General features: G+C 72.7%; 25 protein-coding genes and 1 riboswitch. Of the genes, 13 read left to right on the top strand and 12 right to left on the bottom strand.

Annotated elements, in window-relative coordinates; genetic code table 11:
• Positions 1–23: 23 nt before the first annotated feature.
• Complete coding sequence (locus AB0M92_RS05120; protein ID WP_366100705.1) at positions 24–1,448, top strand: M1 family metallopeptidase; 1,425 nt, start codon at positions 24–26, stop codon at positions 1,446–1,448.
• An 80-nt stretch (positions 1,449–1,528) separates the two neighbouring features.
• Here the strand turns inward: AB0M92_RS05120 and AB0M92_RS05115 are convergent, their stop codons facing one another.
• Together AB0M92_RS05115 and AB0M92_RS05110 are read right to left on the bottom strand one after the other, a co-directional pair.
• A complete protein-coding gene (locus AB0M92_RS05115) occupies positions 1,529–2,053 on the bottom strand; it encodes a GNAT family N-acetyltransferase (RefSeq protein ID WP_366100704.1) in 525 nt (174 codons plus the stop codon).
• A gap of 76 nt (positions 2,054–2,129) precedes the next feature.
• Positions 2,130–2,705 (bottom strand): TerD family protein, encoded by a 576-nt coding sequence (locus AB0M92_RS05110; protein WP_366100703.1) that lies wholly within the window; start codon positions 2,703–2,705, stop codon positions 2,130–2,132.
• A gap of 169 nt (positions 2,706–2,874) precedes the next feature.
• Between AB0M92_RS05110 and arfB the strand changes: the two genes are divergently transcribed.
• The gene (gene arfB, locus AB0M92_RS05105; RefSeq protein ID WP_366100702.1) at positions 2,875–3,300 is read left to right on the top strand and encodes an alternative ribosome rescue aminoacyl-tRNA hydrolase ArfB; all 426 of its coding nucleotides are present in this window, start codon (positions 2,875–2,877) and stop codon (positions 3,298–3,300) included.
• A 22-nt stretch (positions 3,301–3,322) separates the two neighbouring features.
• Here arfB and AB0M92_RS05100 read toward each other — a convergent pair whose 3' ends face one another.
• Positions 3,323–3,868, bottom strand: a complete 546-nt coding sequence (locus tag AB0M92_RS05100) for a flavin reductase family protein (protein ID WP_366100813.1) — start codon at positions 3,866–3,868, stop codon at positions 3,323–3,325.
• A 327-nt stretch (positions 3,869–4,195) separates the two neighbouring features.
• Here AB0M92_RS05100 and cdgB point away from each other — a divergent pair, with 327 nt between their 5' ends.
• Both cdgB and AB0M92_RS05090 read left to right on the top strand, forming a co-directional pair.
• Positions 4,196–5,974 (top strand): diguanylate cyclase CdgB, encoded by a 1,779-nt coding sequence (cdgB, locus tag AB0M92_RS05095; RefSeq protein ID WP_366100701.1) that lies wholly within the window; start codon positions 4,196–4,198, stop codon positions 5,972–5,974.
• A gap of 68 nt (positions 5,975–6,042) precedes the next feature.
• Positions 6,043–7,065: a CBM35 domain-containing protein gene (locus AB0M92_RS05090; RefSeq protein WP_366100700.1), complete on the top strand. Its 1,023-nt coding sequence runs from the start codon at positions 6,043–6,045 to the stop codon at positions 7,063–7,065.
• Positions 7,066–7,099: 34 nt separating this feature from the next.
• On the opposite strand, the gene AB0M92_RS05085 is transcribed toward AB0M92_RS05090, so the two are convergent.
• The 3 genes from AB0M92_RS05085 to AB0M92_RS05075 form a co-directional block, all read right to left on the bottom strand.
• Positions 7,100–8,017 carry a 1-phosphofructokinase family hexose kinase gene (locus AB0M92_RS05085; RefSeq protein WP_366100699.1) on the bottom strand — a complete coding sequence of 306 codons (918 nt, stop codon included), beginning with the start codon at positions 8,015–8,017 and terminating at the stop codon, positions 7,100–7,102.
• A 117-nt stretch (positions 8,018–8,134) separates the two neighbouring features.
• Positions 8,135–9,286, bottom strand: a complete 1,152-nt coding sequence (nagA, locus tag AB0M92_RS05080; protein ID WP_366100698.1) for an N-acetylglucosamine-6-phosphate deacetylase — start codon at positions 9,284–9,286, stop codon at positions 8,135–8,137.
• Positions 9,286–10,218, bottom strand: a complete 933-nt coding sequence (locus tag AB0M92_RS05075) for an ROK family protein (RefSeq protein WP_366100812.1) — start codon at positions 10,216–10,218, stop codon at positions 9,286–9,288. Before AB0M92_RS05075 ends, nagA begins: the two co-directional genes overlap by 1 nt.
• 199 nt (positions 10,219–10,417) lie before the next feature.
• Here AB0M92_RS05075 and AB0M92_RS05070 point away from each other — a divergent pair, with 199 nt between their 5' ends.
• The 3 genes from AB0M92_RS05070 to otsB all read left to right on the top strand — a co-directional run bounded on the left by AB0M92_RS05070 (position 10,418) and on the right by otsB (position 13,042).
• Positions 10,418–11,719, top strand: coding sequence for an extracellular solute-binding protein (locus AB0M92_RS05070; protein ID WP_366100697.1), 1,302 nt, complete (start codon positions 10,418–10,420; stop codon positions 11,717–11,719).
• Positions 11,720–11,814: 95 nt separating this feature from the next.
• Positions 11,815–12,051, top strand: a complete 237-nt coding sequence (locus AB0M92_RS05065) for a DUF3263 domain-containing protein (RefSeq protein ID WP_030156982.1) — start codon at positions 11,815–11,817, stop codon at positions 12,049–12,051.
• Positions 12,052–12,193: 142 nt separating this feature from the next.
• Positions 12,194–13,042 (top strand): trehalose-phosphatase, encoded by an 849-nt coding sequence (gene otsB / locus AB0M92_RS05060; protein ID WP_366100696.1) that lies wholly within the window; start codon positions 12,194–12,196, stop codon positions 13,040–13,042.
• Between the two features lie 47 nt (positions 13,043–13,089).
• Here otsB and AB0M92_RS05055 read toward each other — a convergent pair whose 3' ends face one another.
• Together AB0M92_RS05055 and AB0M92_RS05050 are read right to left on the bottom strand one after the other, a co-directional pair.
• Positions 13,090–14,553, bottom strand: a complete 1,464-nt coding sequence (locus AB0M92_RS05055; RefSeq protein WP_366100695.1) for a trehalose-6-phosphate synthase — start codon at positions 14,551–14,553, stop codon at positions 13,090–13,092.
• A 45-nt stretch (positions 14,554–14,598) separates the two neighbouring features.
• Entirely contained in the window at positions 14,599–15,576 is a 978-nt protein-coding gene (locus AB0M92_RS05050; protein WP_366100694.1) for a glucosyl-3-phosphoglycerate synthase, read from the bottom strand.
• Between the two features lie 206 nt (positions 15,577–15,782).
• Positions 15,783–15,932, top strand: a riboswitch (SAM riboswitch).
• 17 nt (positions 15,933–15,949) lie between these two features.
• Here AB0M92_RS05050 and thrC point away from each other — a divergent pair.
• The 6 genes from thrC to AB0M92_RS05020 all read left to right on the top strand — a co-directional run bounded on the left by thrC (position 15,950) and on the right by AB0M92_RS05020 (position 22,366).
• Complete coding sequence (gene thrC, locus AB0M92_RS05045; RefSeq protein WP_366100693.1) at positions 15,950–17,224, top strand: threonine synthase; 1,275 nt, start codon at positions 15,950–15,952, stop codon at positions 17,222–17,224.
• Between the two features lie 35 nt (positions 17,225–17,259).
• Entirely contained in the window at positions 17,260–17,538 is a 279-nt protein-coding gene (locus tag AB0M92_RS05040) for a MoaD/ThiS family protein (RefSeq protein ID WP_030156974.1), read from the top strand.
• 384 nt (positions 17,539–17,922) lie between these two features.
• On the top strand, positions 17,923–18,126 hold the full coding sequence (locus AB0M92_RS05035; RefSeq protein WP_005315736.1) for a cold-shock protein: 204 nt from the start codon (positions 17,923–17,925) through the stop codon (positions 18,124–18,126).
• A 351-nt stretch (positions 18,127–18,477) separates the two neighbouring features.
• Positions 18,478–20,100, top strand: coding sequence for a chaperonin GroEL (gene groL, locus AB0M92_RS05030; RefSeq protein ID WP_366100692.1), 1,623 nt, complete (start codon positions 18,478–18,480; stop codon positions 20,098–20,100).
• A gap of 135 nt (positions 20,101–20,235) precedes the next feature.
• The gene (locus AB0M92_RS05025) at positions 20,236–20,835 is read left to right on the top strand and encodes a phosphoribosylanthranilate isomerase (RefSeq protein ID WP_366100691.1); all 600 of its coding nucleotides are present in this window, start codon (positions 20,236–20,238) and stop codon (positions 20,833–20,835) included.
• A gap of 139 nt (positions 20,836–20,974) precedes the next feature.
• Positions 20,975–22,366 carry a PQQ-binding-like beta-propeller repeat protein gene (locus AB0M92_RS05020; protein WP_366100690.1) on the top strand — a complete coding sequence of 464 codons (1,392 nt, stop codon included), beginning with the start codon at positions 20,975–20,977 and terminating at the stop codon, positions 22,364–22,366.
• A gap of 27 nt (positions 22,367–22,393) precedes the next feature.
• Here AB0M92_RS05020 and AB0M92_RS05015 read toward each other — a convergent pair whose 3' ends face one another.
• The 4 genes from AB0M92_RS05015 to AB0M92_RS05000 all read right to left on the bottom strand — a co-directional run bounded on the left by AB0M92_RS05015 (position 22,394) and on the right by AB0M92_RS05000 (position 26,545).
• Complete coding sequence (locus tag AB0M92_RS05015) at positions 22,394–23,077, bottom strand: GNAT family N-acetyltransferase (protein ID WP_366100689.1); 684 nt, start codon at positions 23,075–23,077, stop codon at positions 22,394–22,396.
• Positions 23,078–23,099: 22 nt separating this feature from the next.
• Complete coding sequence (locus AB0M92_RS05010; protein WP_366100688.1) at positions 23,100–24,584, bottom strand: PTS transporter subunit EIIC; 1,485 nt, start codon at positions 24,582–24,584, stop codon at positions 23,100–23,102.
• 90 nt (positions 24,585–24,674) lie between these two features.
• Positions 24,675–25,628, bottom strand: coding sequence for an N-acetylmuramic acid 6-phosphate etherase (gene murQ / locus AB0M92_RS05005; protein ID WP_366100687.1), 954 nt, complete (start codon positions 25,626–25,628; stop codon positions 24,675–24,677).
• Positions 25,625–26,545 (bottom strand): MurR/RpiR family transcriptional regulator, encoded by a 921-nt coding sequence (locus AB0M92_RS05000; protein WP_366100686.1) that lies wholly within the window; start codon positions 26,543–26,545, stop codon positions 25,625–25,627. Before AB0M92_RS05000 ends, murQ begins: the two co-directional genes overlap by 4 nt.
• Positions 26,546–26,616 lie beyond the last annotated feature (71 nt).

Here is a 26,616-nt window from a genome sequence, read left to right as displayed (position 1 = left end):
CGGGCCCGCATAGGATCGGGCGCGTGGATCACCGCCGCGCGCCCTCCCGCCTCGCCGTCGCCGCCCCCGCAGCCGCCGCTGCCGCCCTGCTCGCCCTCACCACGGCGTGTACGGCCGGCACGGTGCAGGGGCGGCCGGGTGCGTCCGGGCTGCGCGACCCGTACTTCCCCAAGGCGGGCAACGGCGGCTACCAGATCGAGCACTACGGCCTGGACCTCGACTACGACCCCGCCGGCGGGGAGTTGGACGCGACCGCCGTCATCACGGCCCGCGCCGGACAGGGGCTCAGCTCCTTCAACCTCGACCTCGCGGGCCTGGAGGTCGAGCACGTCACCGTGCAGGGCGAGGAGGCCCGGTTCAACCGGACCGGCCGGGAGCTGACGGTGCGTCCCGCGAAGGACCTCAAGAAGGGCGAGGTCTTCCGCACGGAGATCGACTACCGCGGCAAGCCCCGGCCCATCGAGGACCCGGACGGTTCCAAGGAGGGCTGGATCGCCACCGCCGACGGGGCCGTCGGGGTCGGCGAGCCGATCGGTTCGATGGCCTGGTTCCCCGGGAACCACCACCCCAGCGACAAGGCCACCTACGACATCACGCTGACCGTGCCCAAGGGGTACGAGGCGGTCTCCAACGGCGAGTTGGCCTCCCGGACCGACACGGGTGAGGGGAAGACGGAGTTCGTGTGGCACAACCCGGAGCCGATGGCGAGCTACCTGGCCACCGCGGCGATCGGGAAGTTCAAGGTGACCACCGGCCGGACCCCCTCGGGGGTCGCCCTGTACGAGGCCGTCGCGCCCGCCGAGGCGGCCGCCAGTGCCCCGGCGCTCGCGAAGCTGCCGGAGATCGTGGAGTGGGGCAGCCGCCGGTTCGGCCCGTACCCCTTCGGGACCGCGGGGGCGATCGTGCTGCCGGCCGAGTCCCTCACGTACGCGCTGGAGACGCAGACCAAACCCGTCTTCTCCGGTGCGCCCGACGAGGAACTCCTCCTGCACGAGACGGCCCACCAGTGGTTCGGCGACTCGGTGTCGCCGAAGTCCTGGAAGGACATGTGGCTCAACGAGGGTTTCGCGACCTACGCCGAATGGCTGTGGTCCGAGGACCACGGCGGGACCACCGCGCAGCAGCACTTCGACGCCTACCTCAAGGGCGACACCGCCGTGGACGACGACGCGGACAAGGACTGGGCGGCCTTCCCGCCCGCCGACCCGCCCGGCGCCGGGGACATCTCCGAGCAGCCGGTGTACGTCCGGGGCGCGATGGTCCTCCAGCGGATCCGGCAGGAGGTCGGCGACGAGAAGTTCTTCGCCCTGCTGCGCGGCTGGGCCACCGACCACAAGTACGGGAACGCGAGCACGGCCGACTTCACCGCGTACGCGGAGCGGTCGACGGGCCACGACCTGAAGAAGGTCTGGGACGTGTGGCTGTACGGGGAAGGCCGGCCGAAGTAGCCCGTACGGCCGCACGCGCACCCGCAGCGCACGCGCACCCGCTCGGCCCCCGGCTCAGTGCCCGTGCTCGGCGCCCCTGCTCAGGGCTGCCGCAGGGCCTTGCGCAGCACGGTGCAGTCGCGGCCGTGCTCGCGGTCCCGGGAGCGGCGCAGGGCGGTGTAGCCCCGCGACTGCCAGAACGCCATGCCGGCCGGGTTGGCGTCCAGTACGGCGAGCCGCACGCCGGTCCGGCCGGCGGCGCGGAAGCGCTCCTCGACGAGGCCGGCGACGGCGCTGCCGTACCCCTCGCGGTGCGCGGTGGCGTCGATGAGCAGCAGACCGATCCAGGGGTCCGGATCGCCGGAGGAAGGGTCCGGATGGTGCGCGAGGGTGGCCGCCAGGCCGACCAGCCGGCCGGCGGAGCGGGCCAGGAGCACCTCGGCGCCGTCGTGGGCGAGTTCGTCGGCGAGGGCCGCCGCCACCTGTTCGACGGTGATGCGGCCCGGGTCGGGGAAGTCTCCGCTGAGCTCGAAGAAGGCGCGGTTGGTCGCGTAGAGCACGGCGATCTCGGTGAGGACCGGGCCCGGCAGGGCGCCGTCCACGGGGGTGAGCGTTTGCAGGATCACCTGGTGAACCGTAGCGAAGCCCCCTCCCCGGACGGCCGGGAGGGGGCTTGGCCACGGCGCTGTCCGCCGGTGGTTCTCAGACGTTGACGCCGAAGTCCTGGGCGATGCCGGTCAGGCCGGAGGCGTAACCCTGGCCGACCGCGCGGAACTTCCACTCGGCGCCGTTGCGGTAGAGCTCGCCGAAGACCATGGCGGTCTCGGTAGCCGCGTCCTCGGAGAGGTCGTAGCGGGCGATCTCGGCGCCGCCGGCCTGGTTCACGACGCGGATGTACGCGTTGCGGACCTGGCCGAAGTTCTGGCTGCGGGCCTCGGCGTCGTAGATCGAGACGGGGAAGACGATCTTGTCCACGTCGGCCGCGAGGGTGGCGAGGTTGACGTTGATGGACTCGTCGTCGCCGGAGCCCTCGCCGGTGCGGTTGTCACCGGTGTGGACGATGCTCTGGTCCGGGGTGGACTTGTTGTTGAAGAAGACGAAGTGACCGTCGGAGACGACCTTGCCCATCGTGTTGACCGCGATGGCGGATGCGTCCAGGTCGAAGTCGACACCGGTCGTCGTACGGACGTCCCAGCCGAGGCCGACCGTGACGGCGCTGAGGCCGGGGGCCTCCTTCGTGAGCGAGACGTTGCCGCCCTTGGACAGGCTTACTGCCATTTTGACTGGTGTCCCTTCGTCTTCAGATGGCCGCGAGATCGTGGCCAAGGTACCGCTGACCTTCATAACGCGGGGAGGGGGTCGCGAGGTTCCGCGCGGCGGAATTCGGGACGGAATGCGCCGCGAAATACGGGTGACGGGCGCTCCCCGGGGCGCGATCATAGGGGGCATGCCTGGTCCCTATGTCATCCGCGGTTCGGTCGCGCTCCCCGAGGCGGAGCTCGCCTGGCGCTTTTCGCGGTCCTCCGGGCCGGGCGGGCAGCACGTGAACACCTCGGATTCACGCGTGGAGCTGCTCTTCGACGTGGCCGCCACCAAGGCCCTGCCGGACGTGTGGAAGGAGCGGGCGCTGGAACGGCTCGCCGGCCGGCTCGTGGACGGGGTGCTGACCGTACGGGCCTCGGAGCACCGGTCGCAGTTCCGCAATCGGGAGATGGCGCTGGTACGGATGGCGTCCCTGCTCGCGGAGGCCACCGCTCCGCCGCCCAGGGCGCGCCGTGCGACGAAGATCCCCCGGGGGATCAACGAGCGGCGGCTGCGCGAGAAGAAGGCCCGCGCCGAGACGAAGCGCGGCCGCACCGGCCGCGACTGGTAGCGGCCGCGGTGCCTTCGGGCCGTCAGAGCGCCAGGTGGCGGTAGCGGCCGCGGAAGTACGTCAGCGGCGGGGAGTCGGGGGAGGGGAGCGCCGCGGTCAGGACGCGGCCGATGACCAGGGTGTGGTCGCCCGCCTCGACGCGGTTCTCCGTACGGCATTCGAGGGTGGCCAGGGCGCCCGTCAGCAGCGGGGCCCCCGAGACCTCGCCGCGCCCGTAGGGCAGGTCCGCGAAGAGCAGCCGGTCGCTGATGCGGTTCTTCATGGAGAAGCGGCTCGCCACCTGCACCTGGTGGTCCGCGAGTACCGAGACCGCCCACAGCGGCTGCTCCGCCAGCAGGTCGTCCATCCGCGAGCCCTCGCGCAGGCTGACCAGCACCAGCGGGGGGTCCAGGGACACGGACATGAAGGCGGTCGCCGTCATGCCGACGTCCTCGCCGTCCGGACCGGCGGGCGTCAGGGGAGGCTCGTGCGCGGTGATCAGGCACACGCCCGCCGCCAGCCGGGACATCGCGGCACGGAACTCGTCGTTGCTCACGCCCTCAGGATGAGGGGTGGCGGGGATCGTCATGGGTACGGGGGTCGTCTTCGGCACGTTCGAAACGCTACTGTCGCCCTCCCGCACCGCGCATCGGGCCCGAGTCCGAGCCGCGTCCCCGCCCCTTGGCCTAGGCCCACGCGTATCGTTTGCTCTCGGGAATGCGGGGGAGCGCTTCCAGGTGACACGCCCCTCGTCTCCCACCTTTATTCATCTCATGTGACTTGAGTCACAGAGGGCAAGATTTGTTGACCCTGTGTACCTGGCGCACAGCTCACTGTGATTCAGTGGACGGGACACCGCAACGAAACGCCGATGACAAACCTGGAGTTGCTGTCGAGGTCTCGGGGAGAGCGAGCAATGGAGACCGAGTCGGAGCCGTACGTCCGTCTTGCGACCCTGCGGCAGCTTCACCAGGTGGTGGCCGAGCTCAATACGGCCAGGAGCCTGGCGGACACCCTGCAGACCGTCGTGGACGGCATCGTCGTGGGCCTCGGCTACGAACTCGCCTGTGTCAACCTCGTACGCCCTGACGGGGATCTCGTCGTCGCCGCCTTCGCCGGAGACCCCGCCGCGGAAGCCCTCATCACGGGCCGCGTGGGCTCCCGCGCCTCCTGGGAACGCCGTCTGACGATGGGTGAGAGCTGGGACGGGCTCCGCTTCATCCCGCACACCGAAGGCTGGGTCCTCCTGGAGGACGACGTGCCCCAGTGGCACACGGACGGCCCCGATCCGCGCTTCGCGGACGAGTGGCACCCCGAGGACCGGCTCTACGCCCCCATGTACGCGTCCGGCGGGGAACTTCTGGGTGTCATTTCGGTGGACAGACCGCGCAACGGGCGGCGCCCCGGCGCGTGGGGACGCGAAGCGCTCCAGATGTACGCCTTCCAAGCGGCGATTGCGATCAGCAACGCCCGGCTGCGCGCGAACATGCAGCGGGCCCTGGTCCGGCTGGAGCGCGAACAGCAGGCGCTGCGCGCCAGCGAGGAGTCGTTCCGCCAGGCCTTCGAGTACGCGCCCAGCGGCATGGCGATCGCCGAGATGGGCGGGGACCAGCACGGGCGGCTGCTGCGCACCAACGACGCGCTGTGCCGGCTGCTGGGCCGGCCCGCCTCCGTGCTGCGCCGGTACTCCTTCTCCGACCTGGTCCACCCGGAGGACATCGGGACCCTGCTGCGGACCTCCGCCGAGGGCGGCCGGGCCGAGCTGAGGCTGGGGCGGCGCGACGGCACGTACGTGTGGGTCTCGCTGCGCAACTCCGTCGTCGCGGACGCCGCCGACGGGCCGCGGTTCCTGCTCACGCACGTCGAGGACATCGAGGAGCGCAAGCGCCACGAGCTCCAGCTCGCCCACCGGGCCAGCCACGACTCGCTGACGGGCCTGCCCAACAGCGCCGAGCTGCGCTCGCGCCTCGGGGCGCGGCTGTGCCGCAGGCCGCAGTCGGTCCGCGCCACCGCCGTGGAAGCGCTCGACGCGGCGTACGAGGGGCACGGGGCGCACGGCGGCCAGGGGGCCCACGCCGGGCACGGGGCGTACGCGGGCGGCGGGACCGAGGCGGGTGGTGCCGTCGGGGAGCACGGCTTTCGCCCCGACGCCTACCCGGAGCCCTTCGAGTACCCCGGCGCCCCTGCGGTGCCCGCACCGGGAGCCCCGGGCGTGCCCGGCCCCGGCGGGCCCGGCGCGGGCCCGTACGACCACCACGTGCACGCGGTGGCGCCCGCGAGCGACGTCGACGACGGGACGAAGGGGCTGGCGGTCCTCTTCTGCGACCTCGACGGATTCAAGTCGATCAACGACCGGTTCGGGCACCACACGGGTGACGCGGTCCTGATCGAGGTGGCCCGGCGGCTGACGACGGGCGTCAGGGACGGTGACACCGTCGCTCGGCTGGGTGGTGACGAATTCGTCGTCCTCGCGGACGGGCTGGGCGCGGCAGACGCCGCGGACCTGGCCGTCCGGCTGCGCAACGCGATCATCCCGCCGATCCGGGTGGACGGCCGCGCGGTGCGCGTGGGCGCGAGTTTCGGGATCGGCTGGGCCAGCTGCGGCATGTCGGCGGACGAGGTGCTGCGCTCCGCCGACCAGCGGATGTACATCGAGAAAAGGTCCCGTTCCAAGGCGCACCGCCGGGCCGGCTGAGCCGATCGGCCGCCCGTGGGTGCACCTGTTCGGGGTAGGCTCCCGTGGGTCGAAAGGAGTGACCTGCGATGACGACGCCCGCGAACCACGGCCCGAACAGTGGGGCGAACAAGCCCGAGGACGACGATCCGTTCGGCTATCTCTACGCGGACGGCCAGGCCGCCGGAGCCACCCCGCCCCCGCCGGGCGGTGGATACGGCTACCCCGGCCCGACGGTCGGTGGGCAGCCCGGCGTGCAGCCCGGTGTCCCCCGTACCTCGTACAACCAGGTGCGCACGGTCGGTGAACGGACGTACGGCGGCCAGCGCGGCGCCCAGGTTCCGCCACAGCAGCAGCAGCCGGCCTACCAGGCCCAGTACCAGGCCCCGGAAGCCCTCCAGGCGGGCGGCTACGGGGTTCCGCCGCAGCAGGGGCAGACCACGTCGACGATGCCCGCGCCGGGCGGACACGGCGGCGGCAGCGGCGGAGGCGGCGGTTCCAGCCGCAAGGGCATGCTCATCGCGGCCGTCGCGGTGGTCGCCGCGGTCGCGATCGGCATCGGTGCGGCCGTGGCCTTCGGTGACAAGGACGACAAGAAGGACAAGGGCAACACGGCGGGCGGGCAGCAGTCCGCGCAGCCGCAGAACTCCTCGTCGGCCGATCCGAGCCCCTCGCAGTCCGCGGAGGCCCCGCTGCCCAAGGCGGACGCCTCGGGCGCGGGCATGTCCCTGACGGGCGGCGCGCACCTGGAAGCCACGATCCCGGGCGCGAAGAGCGCGGGCGGCCAGTACGTGGGCGGCCTGAACGCCGCCGGTGCGGCAGCGACTTGGAACGTCGACGTGGCCAAGGCGGGCCAGTACAAGCTGAAGATGGTCTACGGGGTGCCGGGCAAGGACGCCAGCACCACGCTGACCATCAACGGCGAGGCGCAGTCCCGGCCGATCAACATGAAGAACTTCTCCGGGGCCAAGCCGGGGGAGTGGGACAAGGGCTGGACCAACACCTGGTCGCTCGTGACGCTCAAGCAGGGCACGAACACGGTCAAGATCTCGTGCGAGGCCGGCAACCAGTGCGAGGTCAACCTCGACCAGCTCTGGCTTGAGAAGGGCTGACCGGCCCTTTTCGCGGCGGCCGGCCCCGGGCCCGCTAGCGCGCCGTCAGCTTCACCGACCCCCGTACCTCCTCGTAGGTGCGGGGGTCGAAGTCTCCCGCCGTAGGGGCGTGGACCGTGGCCGCCGAGAGGGCCACCGCGCGGGTCAGGCGGGCCGGCCAGTCCAGGCCCTCCGCGAGGGCCGACAGCAGGCCGGCCACGGCGGAGTCCCCGGCTCCGGTCGGGTTGCCCGTCAGGGCGCGCGGCGGGGCCGCCTGCCAGGTGCCCTGGGGGGTGGCGGCCAGGAGTCCGCCCGGGCCGAGCGAGGTGACCACGGCGTGCGCGCCGCGGCGCCGGGCGTCGCGGGTGGCCTGGAACGGCTCGCGGGAGCCGGTCAGCTCGGCGAGTTCGGCGGCGTTCGGCTTGATCATCTCGGGCCGGGCGGCGACCCCGCGGCGCAGGGCCTCGCCGCTGGTGTCCAGGAGCACCGGGACCCCGGCCGCGCGGGCCGCCCGTACGAGCACCGCGTACGCGCCCACCGGCACGCCCGGCGGGAGACTGCCGCACAGGGCCACCGCGGCCGCCCCGGCCAGCAGTTCCCCGTAGCGGCCCAGGAAGGCGGCCCATTCCGCGGAACCGATCAGCGGGCCGGGCTCGTTGAACTGCGTGGTGTCGCCCGAGGCCTCGTCGACCACGGCCAGGGTGCGCCGGGTGGTGGCCGCGCAGGGGACCAGGGCGTCCGTCAGCCGCGGGGTGCCGGCGAGCAGTTCGCGCACGACGGCGCCCGTGCGCCCGCCCGCGAAGCCGGTCGCGGTGACCTCGTGTCCGAGCGCGGCCAGGACGCGGGCGACGTTGAGGCCCTTGCCGCCGGGCCGCTCGCTCACGGCGGTGACCCGGTGCGAGGTGTGCGGAATCAGCTTCGGTACGCGGTGGGTGACGTCGAGTGCGGTGTTGAGCGTCACGGTGAGGATCATGGCAGGCCCCGGTCTCGGTGTGTGCCGGGATCATGCCAAACAGCGGTGCGGGCGGCCCAGTCCCCCGGGCCGCCCGTTTCCCCCCGTACCTGCTCGGACCAGCGGCCGCGGCCGCGCTCAGACGGCCGGGTCCACGATCCACTCGCCGCGCCGCATGACGCCCTTGACGTCGAACTCGGCGTCCAGGACGACCAGGTCGGCGTACTTGCCCGGCTCCAGCGAGCCGACCTCGTCGTACAGTCCGATCAGCTTGGCGGGGTTGGCCGAGATCGCCTGCACCACGGACTCGACGGGCAGCTTGTCCAGGGTCACCGACCGTTTGAAGGCGGTGTCCAGGGTCAGCGTGGAGCCGGCGATCGAACCGCCCTCGACGAGGCGGGCCACGCCCTCCTTCACCTCGACCTCCAGCGGCCCGAGGTGGTAGATCCCGTCGCCGAAGCCCGCCGCGTCCATCGCGTCGGTGATCAGCGCCACCCGGTGCGCGCCCGCGTGGTGGAAGGCCAGCTCCAGCATCGCCGGGTGCAGGTGGGTGCCGTCGTTGATCAGCTCGACGGTGACCCGCTCGTCCTCCAGCAGGGCGGCGATCGGGCCGGGGGCGCGGTGCTCCATGCCAGGCATCGCGTTGTACAGGTGGGTGGCCACGGTCGCGCCCGCGTCGATGGCCTGGCGCGTCTGCTCGTACGTGGAGTCGGTGTGGCCGATCGCGGCGATGACCCCGTGCTCGGCCAGCAGCCGTACGGAGTCGAGCCCGCCCGGCAGCTCGGTGGCGAGGGTGAACATGCGGGCGGCGCCGTGCGCGGCGTCGATCAGCTTGCGGACCTCGGCCGGATCGGGGTCGCGGAGCAGGTCCTCCTTGTGGGCGCCCTTGCGGCAGGGGTTGATGAACGGCCCCTCGAAGTGGATGCCGGCGATCTCGCCCGCCTGCGTCAGCTCGGCCAGCAGCCCGGCGCGGCGGGCCAGTTCGTCCAGGTCGCCGGTGACGGTGGAGGCGACGAGGGTGGTGGTGCCGTGCTCGCGGTGGGTGCGTACGCCCTTGAGGACCTCCTCGGCGGTGCCGGAGGTGAAGGAGGCGCCGCCGCCGCCGTGGTTGTGCATGTCCACGAAGCCGGGGACGATCCAGTGCCCGGACAGGTCGACGATCCGCGCGCCCTCGCCGGCGCTGCCGGCGATGCGCTCGCCGTCGACGATGACGCGGCCGCCCGCCACGGTCCCGGTGGGCAGGACCACCCTGGCGCCGGAGAGAACGGTGCTGTGTGCGCTTCCGGACATCAGGCAGGTACCTCCGTGGCGAGTAGGTCCCAGGCGAGCAGCCCTGCGCCCAGGCATCCGGCGGTGTCCCCGAGGGCCGCCGGAACGATGTCGGGCAGCCGCTGGAACGTCACGCGCTCCTCGACGGCCGTCCGTAGTGGTGTGAACAAGGTTTCCCCCGCCTCCGCGAGCCCGCCACCGATGATCAGCGTGCGCGGGTCCAGCAGGGTGATGGCCGTGACCAGGCCGTCGGCGAGGGCGCCGACCGCGGCCAGCCACACCTCGCGGGCGCGCGCGTCGCCGGACTCCACGGCCTTGGCGCAGTCGGCGGCGTCCGCGGCCGGGTCGCCGGAGGCGGCCGCCCAGGCGCGGCTGACGGCGGAGGCGGAGGCGAGGGTCTCCAGGCAGCCGTACTGACCGCAGCCGCAGGCGGGTCCGCCGGGGCGGACCACGATGTGGCCGATCTCGCCCGCGTAGCCGTGGGCGCCGGCCTCGATGCGGCCGGCGATGCCGATGGCGCCGGCGATGCCGGTGCCCAGGGGGACGAACAGGAAGCGGTCGGCGTCCCGGCCGGCGCCGATGCGGCCTTCGGCGAGTCCGCCCGTGCGGACGTCGTGGCCCAGGGCCACCGGGATGCCGCCGAGCCGTCTGCTGAGCAGCTCGCGCATGGGCACGTCGCGCCAGCCCAGGTTCGCCGCGTAGACGGCGATCCCGTTCTCGGCGTCGACGATGCCGGGGACGGCGACGCCGGCCGCGGCGGCGGGCACGCCGAAGCGCTCGCGGCCGAGGGCGGACAGCTCGGCGGCGAACTCCAGGATCGTCTCGACGACGGCGTCGGGTCCCCGGTCGCGGCCGGTGGCGCGGCGCGCTTCGTGCAGCAGCGCCCCGTCGTCGGCGATGAGGGCGGCCTTCATCCCGGTGCCGCCCACATCGAGGGCGATGACGTGTTTCACGGGTTTCACAGGTGACAGTCTCGCGTGCTCGGCGGGGAAAGGTCTAGTCCATTGAAGGGGATTGTTGAGCGGCCATACAAAATCGAACGCCTTGGTCGGGCGGTGAACCGCACGCCGTGCGCTCCGGATGTGGACGAGCCGCCAAAGTGGTGTAGACCTTACGTGGATCGTACGTACAACAAGGGGTGGATCGAGAACTGTGAAGGGCCGTTACCTGAGCCTGGCCGCGACCGGCGCCGTGCTGAGCCTGACCGCCGCGGCACTGACCGGCTGCGGAACCGTGGCGAGTATCACCGGGGACAACGAGGTGACCCTGCGGGTCGTGGCGGCCGACTACGGGGACAATCCGCAGAACTCCTCGGCGGGCTACTGGAAGGACCTCGCCGCGGGCTTCCAGAAGGACCACCCCGGCGTGAAGGTCGAGGTCAGCGTCTACTCCTGGTCCGAGGTCGACGCCAAGGTCGCGGAGATGGTCAAGGCCGGCAAGGCCCCCGACATCGCGCAGATCGGCGCGTACGCCGACTACGCGGCCGCCGGCAAGCTGTACACGGCGGAGGAACTGCTCTCCGTCAGCACCGAGGCCGACTTCCTGGCGCCGCTCGCGGACGCCGGCAAGGTCCGGCGGGTCCAGTACGGGATGCCCTTCGTGGCCAGCACCCGCCTGCTCTTCTACAACGAGAAGCTGCTGACGGACGCCGGGGTCATGCCGAAGGACGCCAAGGGCGGCTGGCAGCCGAAGAGCTGGGCCGACCTGGAGGCCGCCGCGAAGAAGCTCAAGGCCGCGGGCGTGGCGACCCCGCTCGCGCTGCCGCTGGGCCGCGAGGAGGCGCAGGCCGAGACGATGATGTGGATGCTCGCGGGCGGTGGCGGCTACACCGACAACGAAGAGGCGTACGCGATCGACTCCCCCGACAACGTCAAGACGTTCGAGTTCCTGCGCGACAAGATGGTCGGCCAGGGGCTGACCGGAGCGCTGGAACCGGCGAAGACGGACCGGCAGACCGCGTTCGACGCCTTCACGCGGGGCGAGGTCGGCATGCTCAACGGCCACCCGACGCTGCTGAAGCAGGCGGCCGAGAAGGGCGTGAAGTTCGGCATGGTGGCCATGCCGACCGAGGACGGCACCGAGCACCCGGCCATGGGCGTCGCGGACTGGGTGATGGCCTTCAAGAACGGCCACCGCAAGGAGTCCGGGAAGTTCCTGGACTACCTGTACGAGGCCAAGAACGTGACGACGTTCACCAACAAGTACGACCTGCTGCCGGTCACGACCACCGGCTACCGGGCGATGGACGCCAATACGGGCGGCTCGGCCACGCAGCTCAAGACGTTCCTCCAGGCGCTGCCGAACGCGCGCCTCTACCCGGTCGGCAAGAAGTCGTGGGCCGGGGTCAGCGAGGACGTCAAGCAGAACATCGGCAAGACCGTGCAGCCGGGCGGGCAGCCCGCGAAGGTCCTGGAGGACATCGCGGAGTCGGCGCGCAAGGCGGACGCGCAGTAAGGGCGGGCGCGGGGGCGCGCGCGGGGGGCGCGGGCCGGGCGGGCGCCGGGGGGCGCGGCCCGGCCGCTGTCGGCGGGCGGCGTTAATCTGGCCGTATGACGGACGACGTGGGGCTGACGGCCACCGAGGCCGCGGTGCTCGCGTACGAAGGACGCACCTGGCCCGGGCCCGGAGCCAAGGAGCGGGCGATACGGGAAGGGCTGGGGATGACCCCGGTCCGCTACTACCAGCTGCTCAACGTGCTGATGGACGACCCGCGGGCGCTGGCCCACGCCCCCGGCACGGTCAACCGGCTCCGCCGCATCCGCGAGGCGCAGCGGGCCCGGCGCTGACGGCGCGCAGGCCCGCGGAGGCCGCGGAGGCCGCGGAGGCCCGCGGGCTGAGGCGGGCCGAGCCGGCCCCGGGCCGCGGACGGGCGGCCGGGGGCGTCCCGCGCCGTAGCCGTGGCCCGGCGGGGCCGTTAGGGTCGTCCCCATGGGGAGCCATCCGCACAGCATGCCGATGCCCGTCACCGCCGCCGGACGGGAGGGACTCGAAGCCCTCCTCCGCGTGCCCCGCCGCAGCGTGGTCGCGCTCGACTTCGACGGCACCCTCGCCGAGATCGTCCCGGACCCCGACCAGGCGCGGGCCCACCCGGGGGCCGTCCCGGCGCTGTCCGCCCTGGCCCCGGAGGTCGCCTCGGTGGCCGTGATCACCGGCCGCCCGGCCGGGGTGGCGGTCCGCTACGGGGGCTTCGCGGGGGCCGACGGCCTGGAGCACCTGGTGGTCCTGGGCCACTACGGGGCCGAGCGCTGGGACGCCGTGACCGGCATCGTGCACACCCCGGCCGAGCACCCGGGGGTCGCCGCCGTACGGGCGGAGCTGCCCGGGTTCCTGGACTCCATCGGCGCCTGGCGCGGCACCTGGATCGAGGAGAAGGGCCGGGCCCTGGCCGTGCACACCCGGCGGGCCGCGGACCCGGACGCGGCCTTCGCCGCGCTGCGCGAGCCGCTGGCCGAGCTGGCGGCGCGGCACGGGCTGATGGTGGAGCCGGGGCGGGCGGTGCTGGAGCTGCGGCCGCCGGGGATGGACAAGGGCGTGGCCCTGACCGAGTACCTCGCGGAGACGGGCGCCGAGGCCGTCCTGTACGCCGGGGACGACCTGGGCGACCTCGCGGCGTACGCGGCCGTCGAGAAGCTGCGCACCGACGGCATGCCGGGGCTGCTGGTGGCCAGCGGCTCGGCGGAGGTGCCCGAACTCGCGTCCCGCGCCGACCTGGTCCTGAACGGCCCGGCGGACGTGGTGGCCTTCCTGGCCGCGCTGGCCGGGGCCATCCGCGGCTGACGGGGCCCCGGCCGACGGGGCCCCCGGCCCCGCGCGGCGGGCTGCCGCTACGCGCCGCCGCGCAGTGCGTCCAGCTGGGCCGTGAACCAGGCCGCCGGGGGGAGCGCGGTGGCGGCGGCGGCCAGGCGCTTCGTGCGCTCCAGCCGCTCACCCGCCGGCATGGACAGGGCCGCGTGCAGGGCCTCGGCCGTCGCCGTCACGTCGTACGGGTTCACCGTCAGCGCGTCCTCGCGCAGCTCCTCGTACGCCCCCGCCCCGGTGGACAGCACGAGCGCGCACCCCGCCTCCGACACCACCGGGATCTCCTTCGCGACCAGGTTCATCCCGTCCCGCACGGGGTTGACCAGCGCCACGTCGGCCATCCGGTAGGCCGCGAGCGAGCGCGCGAAGTCGTCCTCGACGGAGACCAGCACCGGCTGCCAGTCCGCCGTGCCGAACTCCGCGTTGATCTCCGCCGCCAGGTCCCGCACCGACTGGGTGTAGGACCGGTAGACCTCCAGGTCCTGGCGCGAGGGGTAGGCCGAGGCCAGGTGCACCACCCGCTCCCGCCACTCGGGGTGCGCGGTCAGCAGCTCCCGGTACGCCAGCAGCCCGCGCAGGATGTTCTTCGACAGCTCCGTGCGGTCCACGCGGACGATCGTCGCCCGGTCGCCCACCTCCGCCCGCAGCGCGGCGAGCTTGTCGTCGACGACCGGCCGGTGGGCGAGGTCGCGCAGGTCGTCCCCGTCCACGCCCAGCGGGTACGCCCACACGCCGGTGGTGCGCCGCTCCCCGAGCCGTCCGTCCGGGCCCATCGGGCGGTGGTGCACGCCGGGCGCGGAACCCGACGGCCAGAACGGGTCGGCGCATCCGCGCGCGTCGTCGACGGCCGCGCCGCGCACGAACTCGGCAGCCCACTTCCGGGTGTGGAATCCCAGCCGGTCGGCCCCGAGCATCCCCCACGTCAGCTGGGAGCGGATGTCGTCGGGGAGCATTTCCAGGAACTCGCGCGAGGCCCACGGCGTGTGCGTGAAGTGGCCGATCCTCAGGTCCGGGCGCAGTGCGCGCAGCTCACCGGGGACCAGCGCCAGGTGGTAGTCCTGGACGAGCACCGCCGCGCCCTCGCCCGCCTCCTCGGCCAGCGCCCGTGCGAAGGCCTGGTTGTACGCGACGTACGCCTGCCAGAGCCGCCGGAACCGCGCGTCGAAGACCGGCTCGCGGGGGACGTCGTACAGGTGGTGGTGGGTGAACCACAGCACCGAGTTCGCGATGCCGTTGTACGCCGCGTCGTACGTCGTGGGATCGATGTCCAGCATCCGGACGCCGGGCTCGGAGACGCCCCGGCGGACCGCCTCCCGGTCCGCGTCGGAGAGCGCCGCGCAGATCCACAGCGCCTCCGGCTGGCGGGCGAGGGCGGCGGAGAGGCCGGAGACGAGTCCGCCCCCGCCGCGCCGCGCCGTGAGGGCGCCGTCGTCGTCGAGTACGTAGGAGAGCGGGCCGCGGTTCGCTGCGACGAGTACCTGGGAAGCCATGCGGCGAACCTAGCCCGGGGCCCGCCCGCTCAAACGTCAGTTCCCTCACGCCACCCGGCGGCCGGAGTACTCCTTGATGCCGGCCATCGGCGGCCGCTCCTCGGTGTCCACGGGGTACGTCCGGGGCGCGAACCCGTCCGGGCCGCGCTCGAACTGCGTCAGCTCCGGCCGTACGAGGTGCGCGCGCGAGAGCCGCAGCTGCGCCGTCCGGTAGATCGCCGCGGCCATGCGGCCCAGCGCCTGGCCGTCCTGATGGCGGTGGAGCCGTACGCCCACGTCGACCTGGGCCAGCGCGTCCAGTCCGACGGTGTGCAGGGCGTCCACCAGCAGGCCGAGCTCCACCCCGTACCCGACGGGGAACGGCAGGCGTTCCAGCAGGGAGCGGCGCACGGCGTACTCGCCGCCCAGCGGCTGGACGAACCCGGCCAGCTGCGGCCAGTGGAGGTTCAGGAGGGGGCGGGCGACGAGCTCGGTGACCCGGCCGCCCTGGCCGGGGGGCCTGCCGGAGGCGGGCCCGTCGAACTCCGCGCCGAGCGGGCGGTCGTACATCGCCTTGACGAACTGCACGTCCGGCTCGGTCAGCAGCGGACCGACGATCCCGGACACGAAGGCGGAGGAGAAGTCCCGCAGGTCCGCGTCCACGAAGCAGACGACGTCCCCGGTGGTCACCAGCAGTGAGCGCCACAGCACCTCGCCCTTGCCGTGCACGGCCGGGATCCGCGGCAGGATGTCGTCGCGGTGCACCACCCGGGCGCCGGCCTTCGCCGCCACCTCGGCGGTCCGGTCGGTTGAGCCCGAGTCGATCACGACCAGTTCGTCGACCAGCGGCAGCGGCAACCCGTCGATCAGTTCGCGCCGGATCACCTCGACGATCGCGCCGACCGTCTCCTCCTCGTCGAGCGCGGGCAGGACCACGCTGACCGTGGTGCCCGCCGCCCGCTTCGCGCAAAGCAGCTGGTCGAGCGGTCGGTCGGCCGCGGACCAGGAGCGGTCCGCGAACCAGCGCTCCACCTCTTCCAGCACGTTCAGCACTCCCTGGTCGTCCGCCGGCGGGCCGTCGCCCCTCGGCGGTTTGGGCCGAAAAATGATCCATCTCGCGGTTCGGACGGCTGTCTCAACCATCCGGGCCTTCGGTTACAGTCTTGAACAACGCGAAGGACCACCGCATGCCGGGGGTCCCCGCGCACAAACGCCCGGACGCGCATCCTGCGCGCAACCCGGTGCCATACCGCTCATCCAGAGGGGCAGAGGGACACGGCCCGTTGAAGCCCCGGCAACCCTCCAGTCGGTTCTCGCGCTTGCTTGCAGCAGCGAGGTCCCCGGCTAGGGAAGGTGCCAATTCCGTCTCATGGCGAAGTGCGCCATGGGGAAGATGAGGAGAAAGGGCCTCGCCATCATGGCTGCACAGACTGTTGCCACCTCTGTCGATCTCGGACCTGCCACCGGCCTCTCGTGTCGTGAGTGCGGCACCCGTTTCGAGCTCGGACCCATCTTCGCCTGCGTCGAGTGCTTCGGTCCGCTGGAAGTCGCCTACGACCTCCCGACCGGTGACCCCGAAGCGCTGCGCGCGGCGATCGAGGCCGGCCCGAACAACATCTGGCGCTACGCCCCGCTGCTGCCCGTCCCCGCGGACGTGGCCTCCAAGCCCAGCCTGAACCCCGGCTTCACCAAGCTCGTGGACGCGGCCAACCTGGCCAAGGAGCTCGGCTTCACCGGCAAGCTGTACGTCAAGGACGACTCCGGCAACCCGACGCACTCCTTCAAGGACCGCGTCGTGGCCATCGCCGTCGAGGCCGCCCGCGCCTTCGGCTTCACCACCCTGTCCTGTTCCTCCACCGGCAACCTGGCAGGCGCCGTCGGCGCCGCCGCCGCCCGGGCCGGCTTCCGCTCCTGCGTGTTCATCCCGCACGACCTGGAGCAGGGCAAGGTCGTCATGGCCGGTGTGTACGGCGGCGAGCTCGTCGGCATCGAGGGCAACTACGACGACGTCAACCGCTTCTGCTCCGAGCTCATCGGCGACCCCCTCGGCGAGGGCTGGGGCTTCGTCAACGTCAACCTGCGCCCGTACTACGGCGAGGGCTCCAAGACCCTGGCCTACGAGATCTGCGAGCAGCTCGGCTGGCAGCTGCCCGACCAGATCGTGATCCCGATCGCGTCCGGCTCGCAGCTGACGAAGATCGACAAGGGTCTGCAGGAGCTGATCAAGCTCGGGCTGGTCGAGGACAAGCCGTACAAGATCTTCGGCGCGCAGGCCGAGGGCTGCTCCCCGGTGTCCACCGCCTTCAAGGCCGGCCACGACGTGGTCCGCCCGCAGAAGCCGAACACCATCGCCAAGTCGCTCGCCATCGGCAACCCGGCCGACGGCCCCTACGTCCTGGACATCGCCCGCCGTACCGGCGGCTACGTCGAGGACGTCACCGACGAGCAGGTCGTCGAAGCCATCAAGATCCTCGCGCAGACCGAGGGCATCTTCGCCGAGACCGCGGGCGGCGTGACCGTCGGCGTCACCAAGAAGCTCATCGACAACGGACAGCTCGACCCGGCGCTGACCACGGTGGTCCTCAACACCGGTGACGGCCTCAAGACCCTGGAGGCGGTGGCCGCGGACAGCGGGCAGACCGCCACCATCCGCCCGAGCCTGGACGCGTTCCGCGCCGCCGGCCTGGCCTGATCCCCACCCCTCGCTTCCGGAAAGGCAGTAGCGCCATGAGCGTCAACGTCCGCATCCCCACCATCCTGCGCACCTACACCGGCGGCCAGGCCGAGGTCTCCGCCGAGGGCGCGACCCTCTCCGAGGTCATCGCCTCCCTGGAGGCGAGCCACCCGGGCATCGCCGCCCGTGTCCTGGACGACCAGGGCAAGCTGCGCCGCTTCGTGAACGTCTACGTCAACGACGACGACGTGCGCTTCGAGGGTGGTCTGGACGCGGTGACGCCGGACGGCGCGGGCGTTTCGATCATCCCCGCCGTCGCCGGCGGCTGCTGACGCGCGAAAGACCCAGAATTACCCCCTCCGGTAAAAGCGGAGGGGGTAATTCTGCTTGATTGGGCGCGGTAGAGTTGGGGAAGTCCCCTCCGCTGTTCTTGCCCGCCGCATATGAGCGGGTCGCGTGATGGTTGACATTGAGTCAATGTCCGAGTGCGGTATGGGGCTTTGGCGAGATATGCCGGGTCCGAGTTGCCCGGGAATATGCCAAATTTTCACTCTATTTCAATGTATCCCCGTGTCCAGATTTCTCGTCGGATTGACCTGTTGCAGACAGCAGCGGTGCAGATACATTCAGCCCCGGTCGAGGCGTTCCGGCGCAAGTTCTGACCCGGGACCGCGAAGTGCGGTCCTGCGCAAGGGCCAGTAATAGGGGAGTTAGGCATGGCTCAGGGCACCGTCAAGTGGTTCAACGCGGAGAAGGGCTACGGCTTCATCGCGGTCGACGGTGGTGCGGATGTGTTCGTCCACTACAGCGCCATCCAGATGGACGGGTACCGCACCCTTGAAGAGGGTCAGCGGGTCGAGTTCGAGATCTCGCAGGGCCAGAAGGGTCCGCAGGCGGACATGGTCAAGCTCGCCGTCTAGTCCCGGCGCGATCGACCACCGACGCATACACACGAAGGGCCCGCACCTCAGAGGAGGGGTACGGGCCCTTCGTGCTGCCCGGGACCGGGGCGGGGGCCCGGCGCCCTCGGCGGGGCTTCCTCGAAGCCGCTTGCACTCGGAGGGGTCGAGTGCTAATCATTGGCGTTAGCACTCTCCACTTGAGAGTGCTACTACACAGGACCGGGTCGGTGAGGCCCGCAGGGTCCGGCGGGAAGGAACCGCCGGGCACGCAGGCCGTCCGTCGCGGGCGCGGGCGCGGTCCGGAGCAATCCAAGCCTCCCCCCGTACCGACGGTGCAGGGGGAACCCCAGTCCTGGAGGACCACTTCAGATGGCCAAGATCATTGCGTTCGACGAGGAGGCCCGGCGCGGTCTCGAGCGCGGGATGAACCAGCTCGCCGACGCCGTCAAGGTCACCCTTGGCCCCAAGGGTCGCAACGTCGTCCTTGAGAAGAAGTGGGGCGCCCCCACGATCACCAACGATGGCGTCTCCATCGCCAAGGAGATCGAGCTGGAGGACCCGTACGAGAAGATCGGCGCCGAGCTGGTCAAGGAAGTCGCCAAGAAGACGGACGACGTCGCGGGCGACGGTACGACCACCGCCACCGTGCTCGCCCAGGCGCTCGTCCGCGAGGGCCTGCGCAACGTGGCCGCCGGCGCCAACCCGATGGCCCTCAAGCGCGGCATCGAGAAGGCCGTCGAGGCCGTCTCGGGCGCCCTGCTGGAGCAGGCGAAGGATGTCGAGACCAAGGAGCAGATCGCTTCCACGGCCTCCATCTCCGCCGCCGACACCCAGATCGGCGAGCTCATCGCCGAGGCCATGGACAAGGTCGGCAAGGAAGGCGTCATCACGGTCGAGGAGTCCCAGACCTTCGGTCTGGAGCTTGAGCTCACCGAGGGCATGCGCTTCGACAAGGGCTACATCTCGGCCTACTTCGCCACCGACATGGAGCGTATGGAGGCGTCGCTCGACGACCCGTACATCCTGATCGTCAACTCGAAGATCGGCTCGGTCAAGGACCTGCTGCCGCTCCTTGAGAAGGTCATGCAGTCCGGCAAGCCGCTGCTGATCATCGCCGAGGACGTCGAGGGCGAGGCCCTGTCGACCCTGGTCGTCAACAAGATCCGCGGCACCTTCCGCTCGGTCGCCGTCAAGGCCCCGGGCTTCGGCGACCGCCGCAAGGCCATGCTCGGCGACATCGCCATCCTCACGGGCGGCACGGTCGTCTCCGAGGAGGTCGGCCTCAAGCTGGAGAACGCGGGCCTGGACCTGCTCGGCCGCGCCCGCAAGGTCGTCATCACCAAGGACGAGACCACGATCGTCGACGGTGCCGGTGACAGCGACCAGGTTCAGGGTCGCGTCAACCAGATCCGCGCCGAGATCGAGAACTCCGACTCGGACTACGACCGCGAGAAGCTCCAGGAGCGCCTCGCGAAGCTGGCCGGCGGCGTGGCCGTCATCAAGGCCGGCGCCGCGACCGAGGTGGAGCTCAAGGAGCGCAAGCACCGCATCGAGGACGCCGTTCGCAACGCGAAGGCGGCCGTCGAGGAGGGCATCGTCGCCGGTGGTGGCGTGGCCCTGCTCCAGGCCTCCGCGGTCTTCGAGAAGCTCGACCTGTCGGGTGACGAGGCGACCGGCGCCAACGCCGTGAAGCTCGCCCTGGAGGCCCCGCTCAAGCAGATCGCCGTCAACGGTGGTCTTGAGGGTGGCGTCGTCGTGGAGAAGGTCCGCAACCTGACCGTCGGCTGGGGCCTCAACGCCGCCACCGGCGAGTACGTGGACATGATCGCCGAGGGCATCATCGACCCGGCGAAGGTCACCCGCTCCGCGCTGCAGAACGCGGCGTCGATCGCGGCCCTCTTCCTCACCACCGAGGCCGTCATCGCCGACAAGCCCGAGAAGGCCGGCGCCCCGGCCGGCGGCGGCATGCCGGGCGGTGACATGGACTTCTGATCGGCCCCAGGCTGATCGGCTGTTCTTCGACCGAGGGCGGCACTCCCTGCACGGGGGGTGCCGCCCTCGGGCGTTTCCCGGGTCGAACGGCGAGACGGATCACCATCGGACGGGGCGGTTTGGTTGACTGGGGGCATGAGCGAGCTGTTCGTGAAGATCTGCGGGCTGAAGACCGGGCACGACGTCGGTGCGGCCGTGGACGCCGGGGCCGACGCCGTCGGGTTCGTCTTCGCGCCGGGAAGCCCCCGCACCGTCGGCGCCGCCACCGCGCGGGCGCTGGCCGCGGGAGTGCCGGACTCGGTGCTGACCGTCGGGGTGTTCCGGGGGCAGCCGGTCGAGGAGGTGCGGCGCTTCGCCGAGGAGAGCGGCGTACGGGGAGTGCAGCTCCACGGGGACGAGGGCCCCGAGTTCTACGAGGCGCTGCGCGCCGAGGGCCGGACCCTGCTGCGGGCCACCGCGGAGCACGTGAAGCGCTGCGGGGAGTACGGCGAGGACCTGCTGCTGCTCGACGCGCCCGACCCCGGCTCGGGGAAGCCGTGGAACTGGGGCTCCGAGGAGTTCGCCGCGCCCGAAGGGCGCTGGCTGCTGGCCGGCGGGCTGAACCCGGGGAACGTGCGCGAGGCCGTGGCGACCACCGGCGCGTGGGGCGTGGACGTGTCCAGCGGGGTGGAGCGGGAGCGCGGGGTGAAGTCCCCCGAGCTGATCAGGGCGTTCGTCGAGGCCGCCCGGGGCTGACCCCCGGGGCGGCCCCTGGGGCCGCGGGCTCGAACGGGGCGGGGTCTGCACGGCCGGGCACCCGGCCTCCGACCTCGGCGGGCTCCGACGGGATCCCCCCGGCCCACGGATAGGCTGCGGCCCGGGAGGGGATCCGATCATGGACACGCCATCGCCGCTCGTGAAGCGGCTCCGGGACCGCGTACTGCTCGCCGCGGCCTGCTCTTTCAGCCTCGTGGCGGTGCTGTACACCGTCCTGTGCGTGCGGCTGGCCGTCGTGGACATGGCCCCCGACGCCGTGGTCTACCCGCGCGGGCTGGTCCCGCTGGTTGCGTGGGCGCTGGTCGCCGGGGTGCTCGCGGGCGGCTCGTGGTGGTCGGTCGTGAAGGGCCGCGGGTACCGCTCCGCCGTCGGCTGGACCGTGGCCGTCGCCGTCTCGCTCCTCGCTCTGTGGCCGGGCTGGCTCGGCTTCTCCTGGCTGCGCGGCCCGCACATGGACCTCTTCTCGTACCAGGTCCCGGACGGGCCGGGCGCGGGCAAGCCCCTCGGCTCCTGGGCGGGGCCCCGGGCCACGGGGTACGTGGTCCGGGCCCGCACGGACGGGGTGACCGGCTACAACGGGGAGGGCCGCCATGGCTGGAGCCTGCCCGCCCCGGAGGGCGGCGCGGTGTGCGCGATGAGCGCGGACGCCCCGTCCGGCACGGGTCTGCTCACCATGACCACCGCGGCGGGCAGCTGCGGCAACCGCCTGGTGGCGGTGGACGTCACCTCCGGCGAGCAGCTCTGGGCCGAGGACGTGCCGGGGCTCGTCGGCAAGCCGTCCGCGGGCGGCTCCCTGGCCGTGACCGCGACCACGGACGCCGTGACCGCCCTCGACCTGGCCACCGGCGCCGAGCGGTGGCGCTTCCCGCTGCCCGCGGGAGCCGTCGCGATGGAGGTCGCCGCCGGCCCCGAACGGGTCCTGCTCCTGGCCCGGACCGACCGGGGGGTCGAGCTGTCCGCGCTCGCTGACGGCACCGGAGCCGTCGCCTGGCGGTTCCCGATGCCGGTCGGGTACGAGTCCCCGCGCATCGTGTCGGCGTCCCCGGCCGCCGCCGTCGGTGACGGCCGCCTGGTGGTGTTCGACGGGGCGGGCCGTCCGCGCGAGCAGTCGCCGGCGCCGTACGTCCCCACCACGGGCGGGGCACAGTGGCTGGTCGCGGGCGACGTGCTGTACGCGGCGGTCCCGGAACGGGAGAAGAGGGAGGTCCTGGCGGCGTTCTCCCTGAAGGACGGCCGCCACCTGTGGACCCGCGCGTTCGACGACGACGGGCGGGTCCGCGCCCTCGGCGTCGACGGCCGGTCCGGCCGGATCGCCGTGGTCACGGAGGGCGCGTACACCCACCGCCGGCACCTCGCCCCGGACACGGGGGAGCCGGAGGGCGAGTCGACGGTCCTGCGCGGCCTGCGGCTGGGAGGGTCGTTCGCCCTCGACGGCCGGACGTTCGTCAACCTCGACGACGACGGCCGCCTCCCGCCGATCCTCGACGTGGCCCCGACGATCGGCTGGTGAGCCGGGCCGCGTCGCCCCGGGGGGAGTTCAGGCGGGGAGCGGGCCGTCCGTGCGCAGGCGGGCGTGGAGGTGTTCGTCGTGCCAGCCGTCCGCGTGGAGGAGGGCGCCGCGCATCGTGCCCTCCAGGGCGAAGCCGGCCTTCTGCGCCACGCGGCAGGAGGCCGGGTTGGCCACGGAGTGGGTGATCCGCAGACGGTGCAGGCCGAGGTCGTCGTACGCCCAGCGTCCGACCCGGGCCGTCGCCCCGGCCATGATCCCGCGGCCGCGGCCCGCGGGCAGCAGCCAGTACATGATCTCCCCGCTCCCGCCGGGGAGGTCGAGGTCGGCCACGCCGATCAGGCCGACGGGCAGGCCGCCGCCGCTCGGGGCCACCGCCCATATCGCGGCCGCCTCGGCGCGCCAGCGCTCCTGCCAGCGCGCGATCCGTTCCTCCGCCCGGGCCGGGGACAGCACGGGCGTGCGGTTCCAGTGGCGGATCTCCGGATCGTGGCAGGACTCGACCAGCGCGGGCGCGTCGTACGGGGTCCACGGCCGCAGGTGGAACGGGCCCGGCGGGAGGTCGAGGACCGGCTGCGGGAGGGCCGCCATCCGGCCCGGCGGGACCACCGGGGGGAGGGCGGCGCCGGGAACGGCTCCGTCGGGCGCGGTTCCGGCCGGCGCGGTGTCTGTCGGCGCGGTGTCTGTCGGGGCGGCTTCGGCGGGCGTCTGCATCCGGGCAGTCTTCCCGGGCGGTCTAGATCTTCGCCAGGGAGGGCTCCGGGGCGGGGTCGGCGGCGGCCGGGGCGAGGGGCCGGTCGGTGTTGAGCTCGTTCAGCATCCGGGGGGTGAAGCCGAAGAAGTACGTGGCGGCGAAGCCGACCAGGTAGCCGGTCAGCAGCCCGCCCGCGTAGATCGCCAGGTTCGGGCCGAGCCCTGAGGGGCCGTCCAGCAGCGGGAACAGGGCCCAGCCGGACGGGCCGATGGCCGTGGCGCCGAAGGCGACGCCGAGCTGGTTGAAGAGCCCGACGAACGCCCCGCCCGCCGCCCCGCCCACGCAGGCGGTGACGAAGGGGCGCCCGAGCGGGAGCGAGACCCCGTAGATCAGCGGCTCGCCGACGCCCAGGAAGCCCGCCGGGAGCGCGGACTTGATGGTGGTGCGCAGGGACCGGTTGTGCGGCAGCCGGCAGTAGACCGCGAGCGCCGCGCCGACCTGGCCGGCGCCCGCCATGGCGAGGATCGGCAGGAGGGCGGTGTGGCCGGTCTGCTCGATGAGGGTGGTGTGGATCGGGATCAGCGCCTGGTGCAGGCCCAGCATCACCAGCGGCAGGAACAGGCCGCCGAGGACCAGCCCGGCGAATGCCCCGCCGGCGGAGAGCAGCCAGGTGGCGGCGGAGCCGATGGCGGTGGCGACCTCACCGGCGAGGAACATCAGGCCGAAGATCGTCACCAGCCCGGAGACCAGGACGGTGAGGGTGGGGGTGACCAGCGCGTCCACCGACTCGGGCACCCACCGGCGGCACAGCCGCTCCACGTGGACGGCGAGGAAGGCGGCGGCCAGGGCCCCGAGGACCCCGCCCTGCCCGGGGGAGAGGTGCTGGCCGAAGGCGTCGATCTTCGCGACGCCCGGGAAGACGATGATCGCGGCGACGGCCCCGCCCAGGATGGGCGTACCGCCGAACTCCTTGGCCGTGTTGTAGCCGACGAAGACCGCGATCAGCGACATGAAGCCGGAGGCGATCGCGGCGAGGGCCGGGACGATGCCGGGCAGCCAACCGGTGTTGAGCAGCACGCCGTTCAGACCCGCGATGATGCCGCAGCCGATGAGCGCGGGGATCAGCGGGACGAAGATGTTCGCGATCCGGCGCAGGAACAGCTTGACCGGCGTGCTGTTGCGGGCCTTCTGCGCCTCCTTCAACGCGACGCCCTGGGCGGCGAGTTCCTCGGCGGTGACCGGTGTGCGCGGGGCAGTCCCGGCCGAGCGGCCCTCCTCGACGAGCGCCTCGAACTCCGGGGTCACCCGGGCGACCGTCCCGGGGCCCAGCACGATCTGGTAGGTCTCGTCCTCGACGACGCCGAGCACGGCGGGCAGCGCCCGCAGGCCCGCGTCGTCCACCAGTGAGCGGTCGTGCAGCGCGATGCGCAGCCGGGTCATGCAGTGCGCGATGGAGCCGATGTTGTCCGGGCCGCCGACCAGGGGGAGGATCGCGGCGGCTGTGGCGCGGTTCTTGTCAGTGGACATGTGGTGATCGCCTTGCGTCGGGGAAACGGGGCAGTCAGCAGGTCAGCAGGTCAGCAGGTCAGCAGGTCAGCAGGTCAGCGGGTCAGCGGGTCAGCGGGTCGGGGGCCGCGGGGCCGAGGCCGTGGTCATGGCCAGCGCCTCGCGGAGGTGGCCGTGCGCGGCCGTGAGCAGTTCGGCCGCCGCCGGGCCGTCCACGCCGCCGAGCAGCACGAGCACGGCCTGCTTGACCTCGCCGCCCGTGGCATCCAGCGCGGCCTCGATCTCCTCGTCCGGCGCCCCGGTGGCCAGCGCGACGATCCGGCGGGAGCGGGCGCGCAGCTTCTCGTTGGAGGCGCGCAGGTCGACCATCAGGTTCCCGTACGTCTTGCCGAGCCGGATCATGGTGATCGTCGAGATCAGGTTCAGTACGAGCTTCTGCGCGGTGCCGGCCTTCAGGCGGGTGGATCCGGTCAGCAGCTCGGGCCCGGTGACCACCTCGATGCCGTGTTCGGCCGCGGCGGCCAGCGCCGAGCCGGAGTTGCAGGACAGCCCGACCGTGAGCGCGCCGCGCGTACGGGCGTACTCGACGGCGCCGATCGCGTACGGGGTGCGTCCGGAGGCGGAGACGCCGACGACGGTGTCGTCCGGTCCGACGTCCAGCACGGTGAGGTCCTCGGCGGCCAGCTCCTTCGAGTCCTCGGCGCCCTCGACGGAGCGGACCATGGCGCCGGGGCCGCCCGCGATCAGGCCGACGACCTGCGCCGGGTCGGTGTTGAAGGTGGGCGGGCACTCGCTGGCGTCCAGTACGCCCATGCGGCCGGCCGTGCCGGCGCCCGCGTACACGAGCCGCCCGCCGCGGGCCATCCGCGGCGCGATGGCGTCGATCGCGGCGGCGATCCGCGGCAGCTGCGCGGCGACGGCGGCCGGGACGCCGGCGTCCTCGGCGTTCATGGTGCGGGCGATGTCGAGGGTGGACTGCCGGTCGATCTCGGCGAGTTCGGGGCGGAAGACCTCGGTGGTCAGGGTGTCGAGCTGGGCGCGGAGTGCGGCGTACGAGCCGGTCATGGGCGGGGGCTCCTGGCGGATCGGCGGCGGGGGGCGAGCGCCTCGTAGGAGGCGGCGAGCGCGGGCGCGGCGCTTTCGTACGTCCGCTGCGCGACGGCGACGAACAGGCAGTCGACGACGAGGAGCTGGCTGGTCCGGCTGGACATGGCGGCCGGGCGCAGCCGGGTCTCGCGGGCGGCGGAGGTGGCCAGTACGAGGTCGGCGTACTGGGCGACGGGGGCGTTCGGGCGACCGGTGAGCGCGATGGTCGTGGCCCCGCGCTCGAAGGCCGTGCGGAGGGGGTCGATCACGTCGCCGGTGGCGCCGGAGTGGGTGATCGCGACGGCGGCGTCGCCGGGGCGCAGCTGGACGGCGCCGGTGACGGCCAGGTGGGGGTCGCCGTGCGCGTGGGCGACGAGGCCGATGCGCAGCAGTTTCTGCGCGAGGTCCTGGCCGACGAGGGCGGAGGCGCCGACGCCGTAGACGTCGATCCGGCGGGCGGTCGCGAGCGCGGTGACGGCGGAGGCGAGGGCGGCGAGGTCGAGTCCGGCGGCGGTGTCGGCGAGGGTCTGGGCCTCCTCGTGGGCCAGTTTCGCGACGACGTCGGCGATCGGGTCGTCGACGGCTATGTCGGCGGTGACGGCGGGGGCCGCGCCGGTCTCCTGCTGCGCGGCCAGCGCGGCGAGGGCCAGGCGCAGGTCGCGGTAGCCGGGGTAGCCGAGGAGGCGGGCGGTGCGGACGACGGTGGCCTCGCTGGTGCCGGTGCGCGCGGCGAGCGCGCTGACGGTGAGGCGGGAGCAGCCGGCGGGGTCGGCGGCGACGGTTTCGGCGACGGCCTGGACGGAGCGGGTCATGGAGGGGCCGAGGCTGCGGACGCGGGCCCGCAGCGGGACGGTGCCCACGCCCTCGCTGAAAGTTACTTTCGGGTCGTCGCTCATTTCTGGAATCTATTTTCGGCCTGGGCGGTGGTCAAGGCACCATTCGGGCACCGGTACGGGAACGACCTTCA

Source organism: Streptomyces sp. NPDC051582, from assembly GCF_040681715.1.
Lineage (GTDB): Bacteria > Actinomycetota > Actinomycetes > Streptomycetales > Streptomycetaceae > Streptomyces.
The sequence above is the reverse complement of the archived record's forward strand: the minus strand, read 5'-3'. Positions and strand labels throughout refer to the sequence as shown.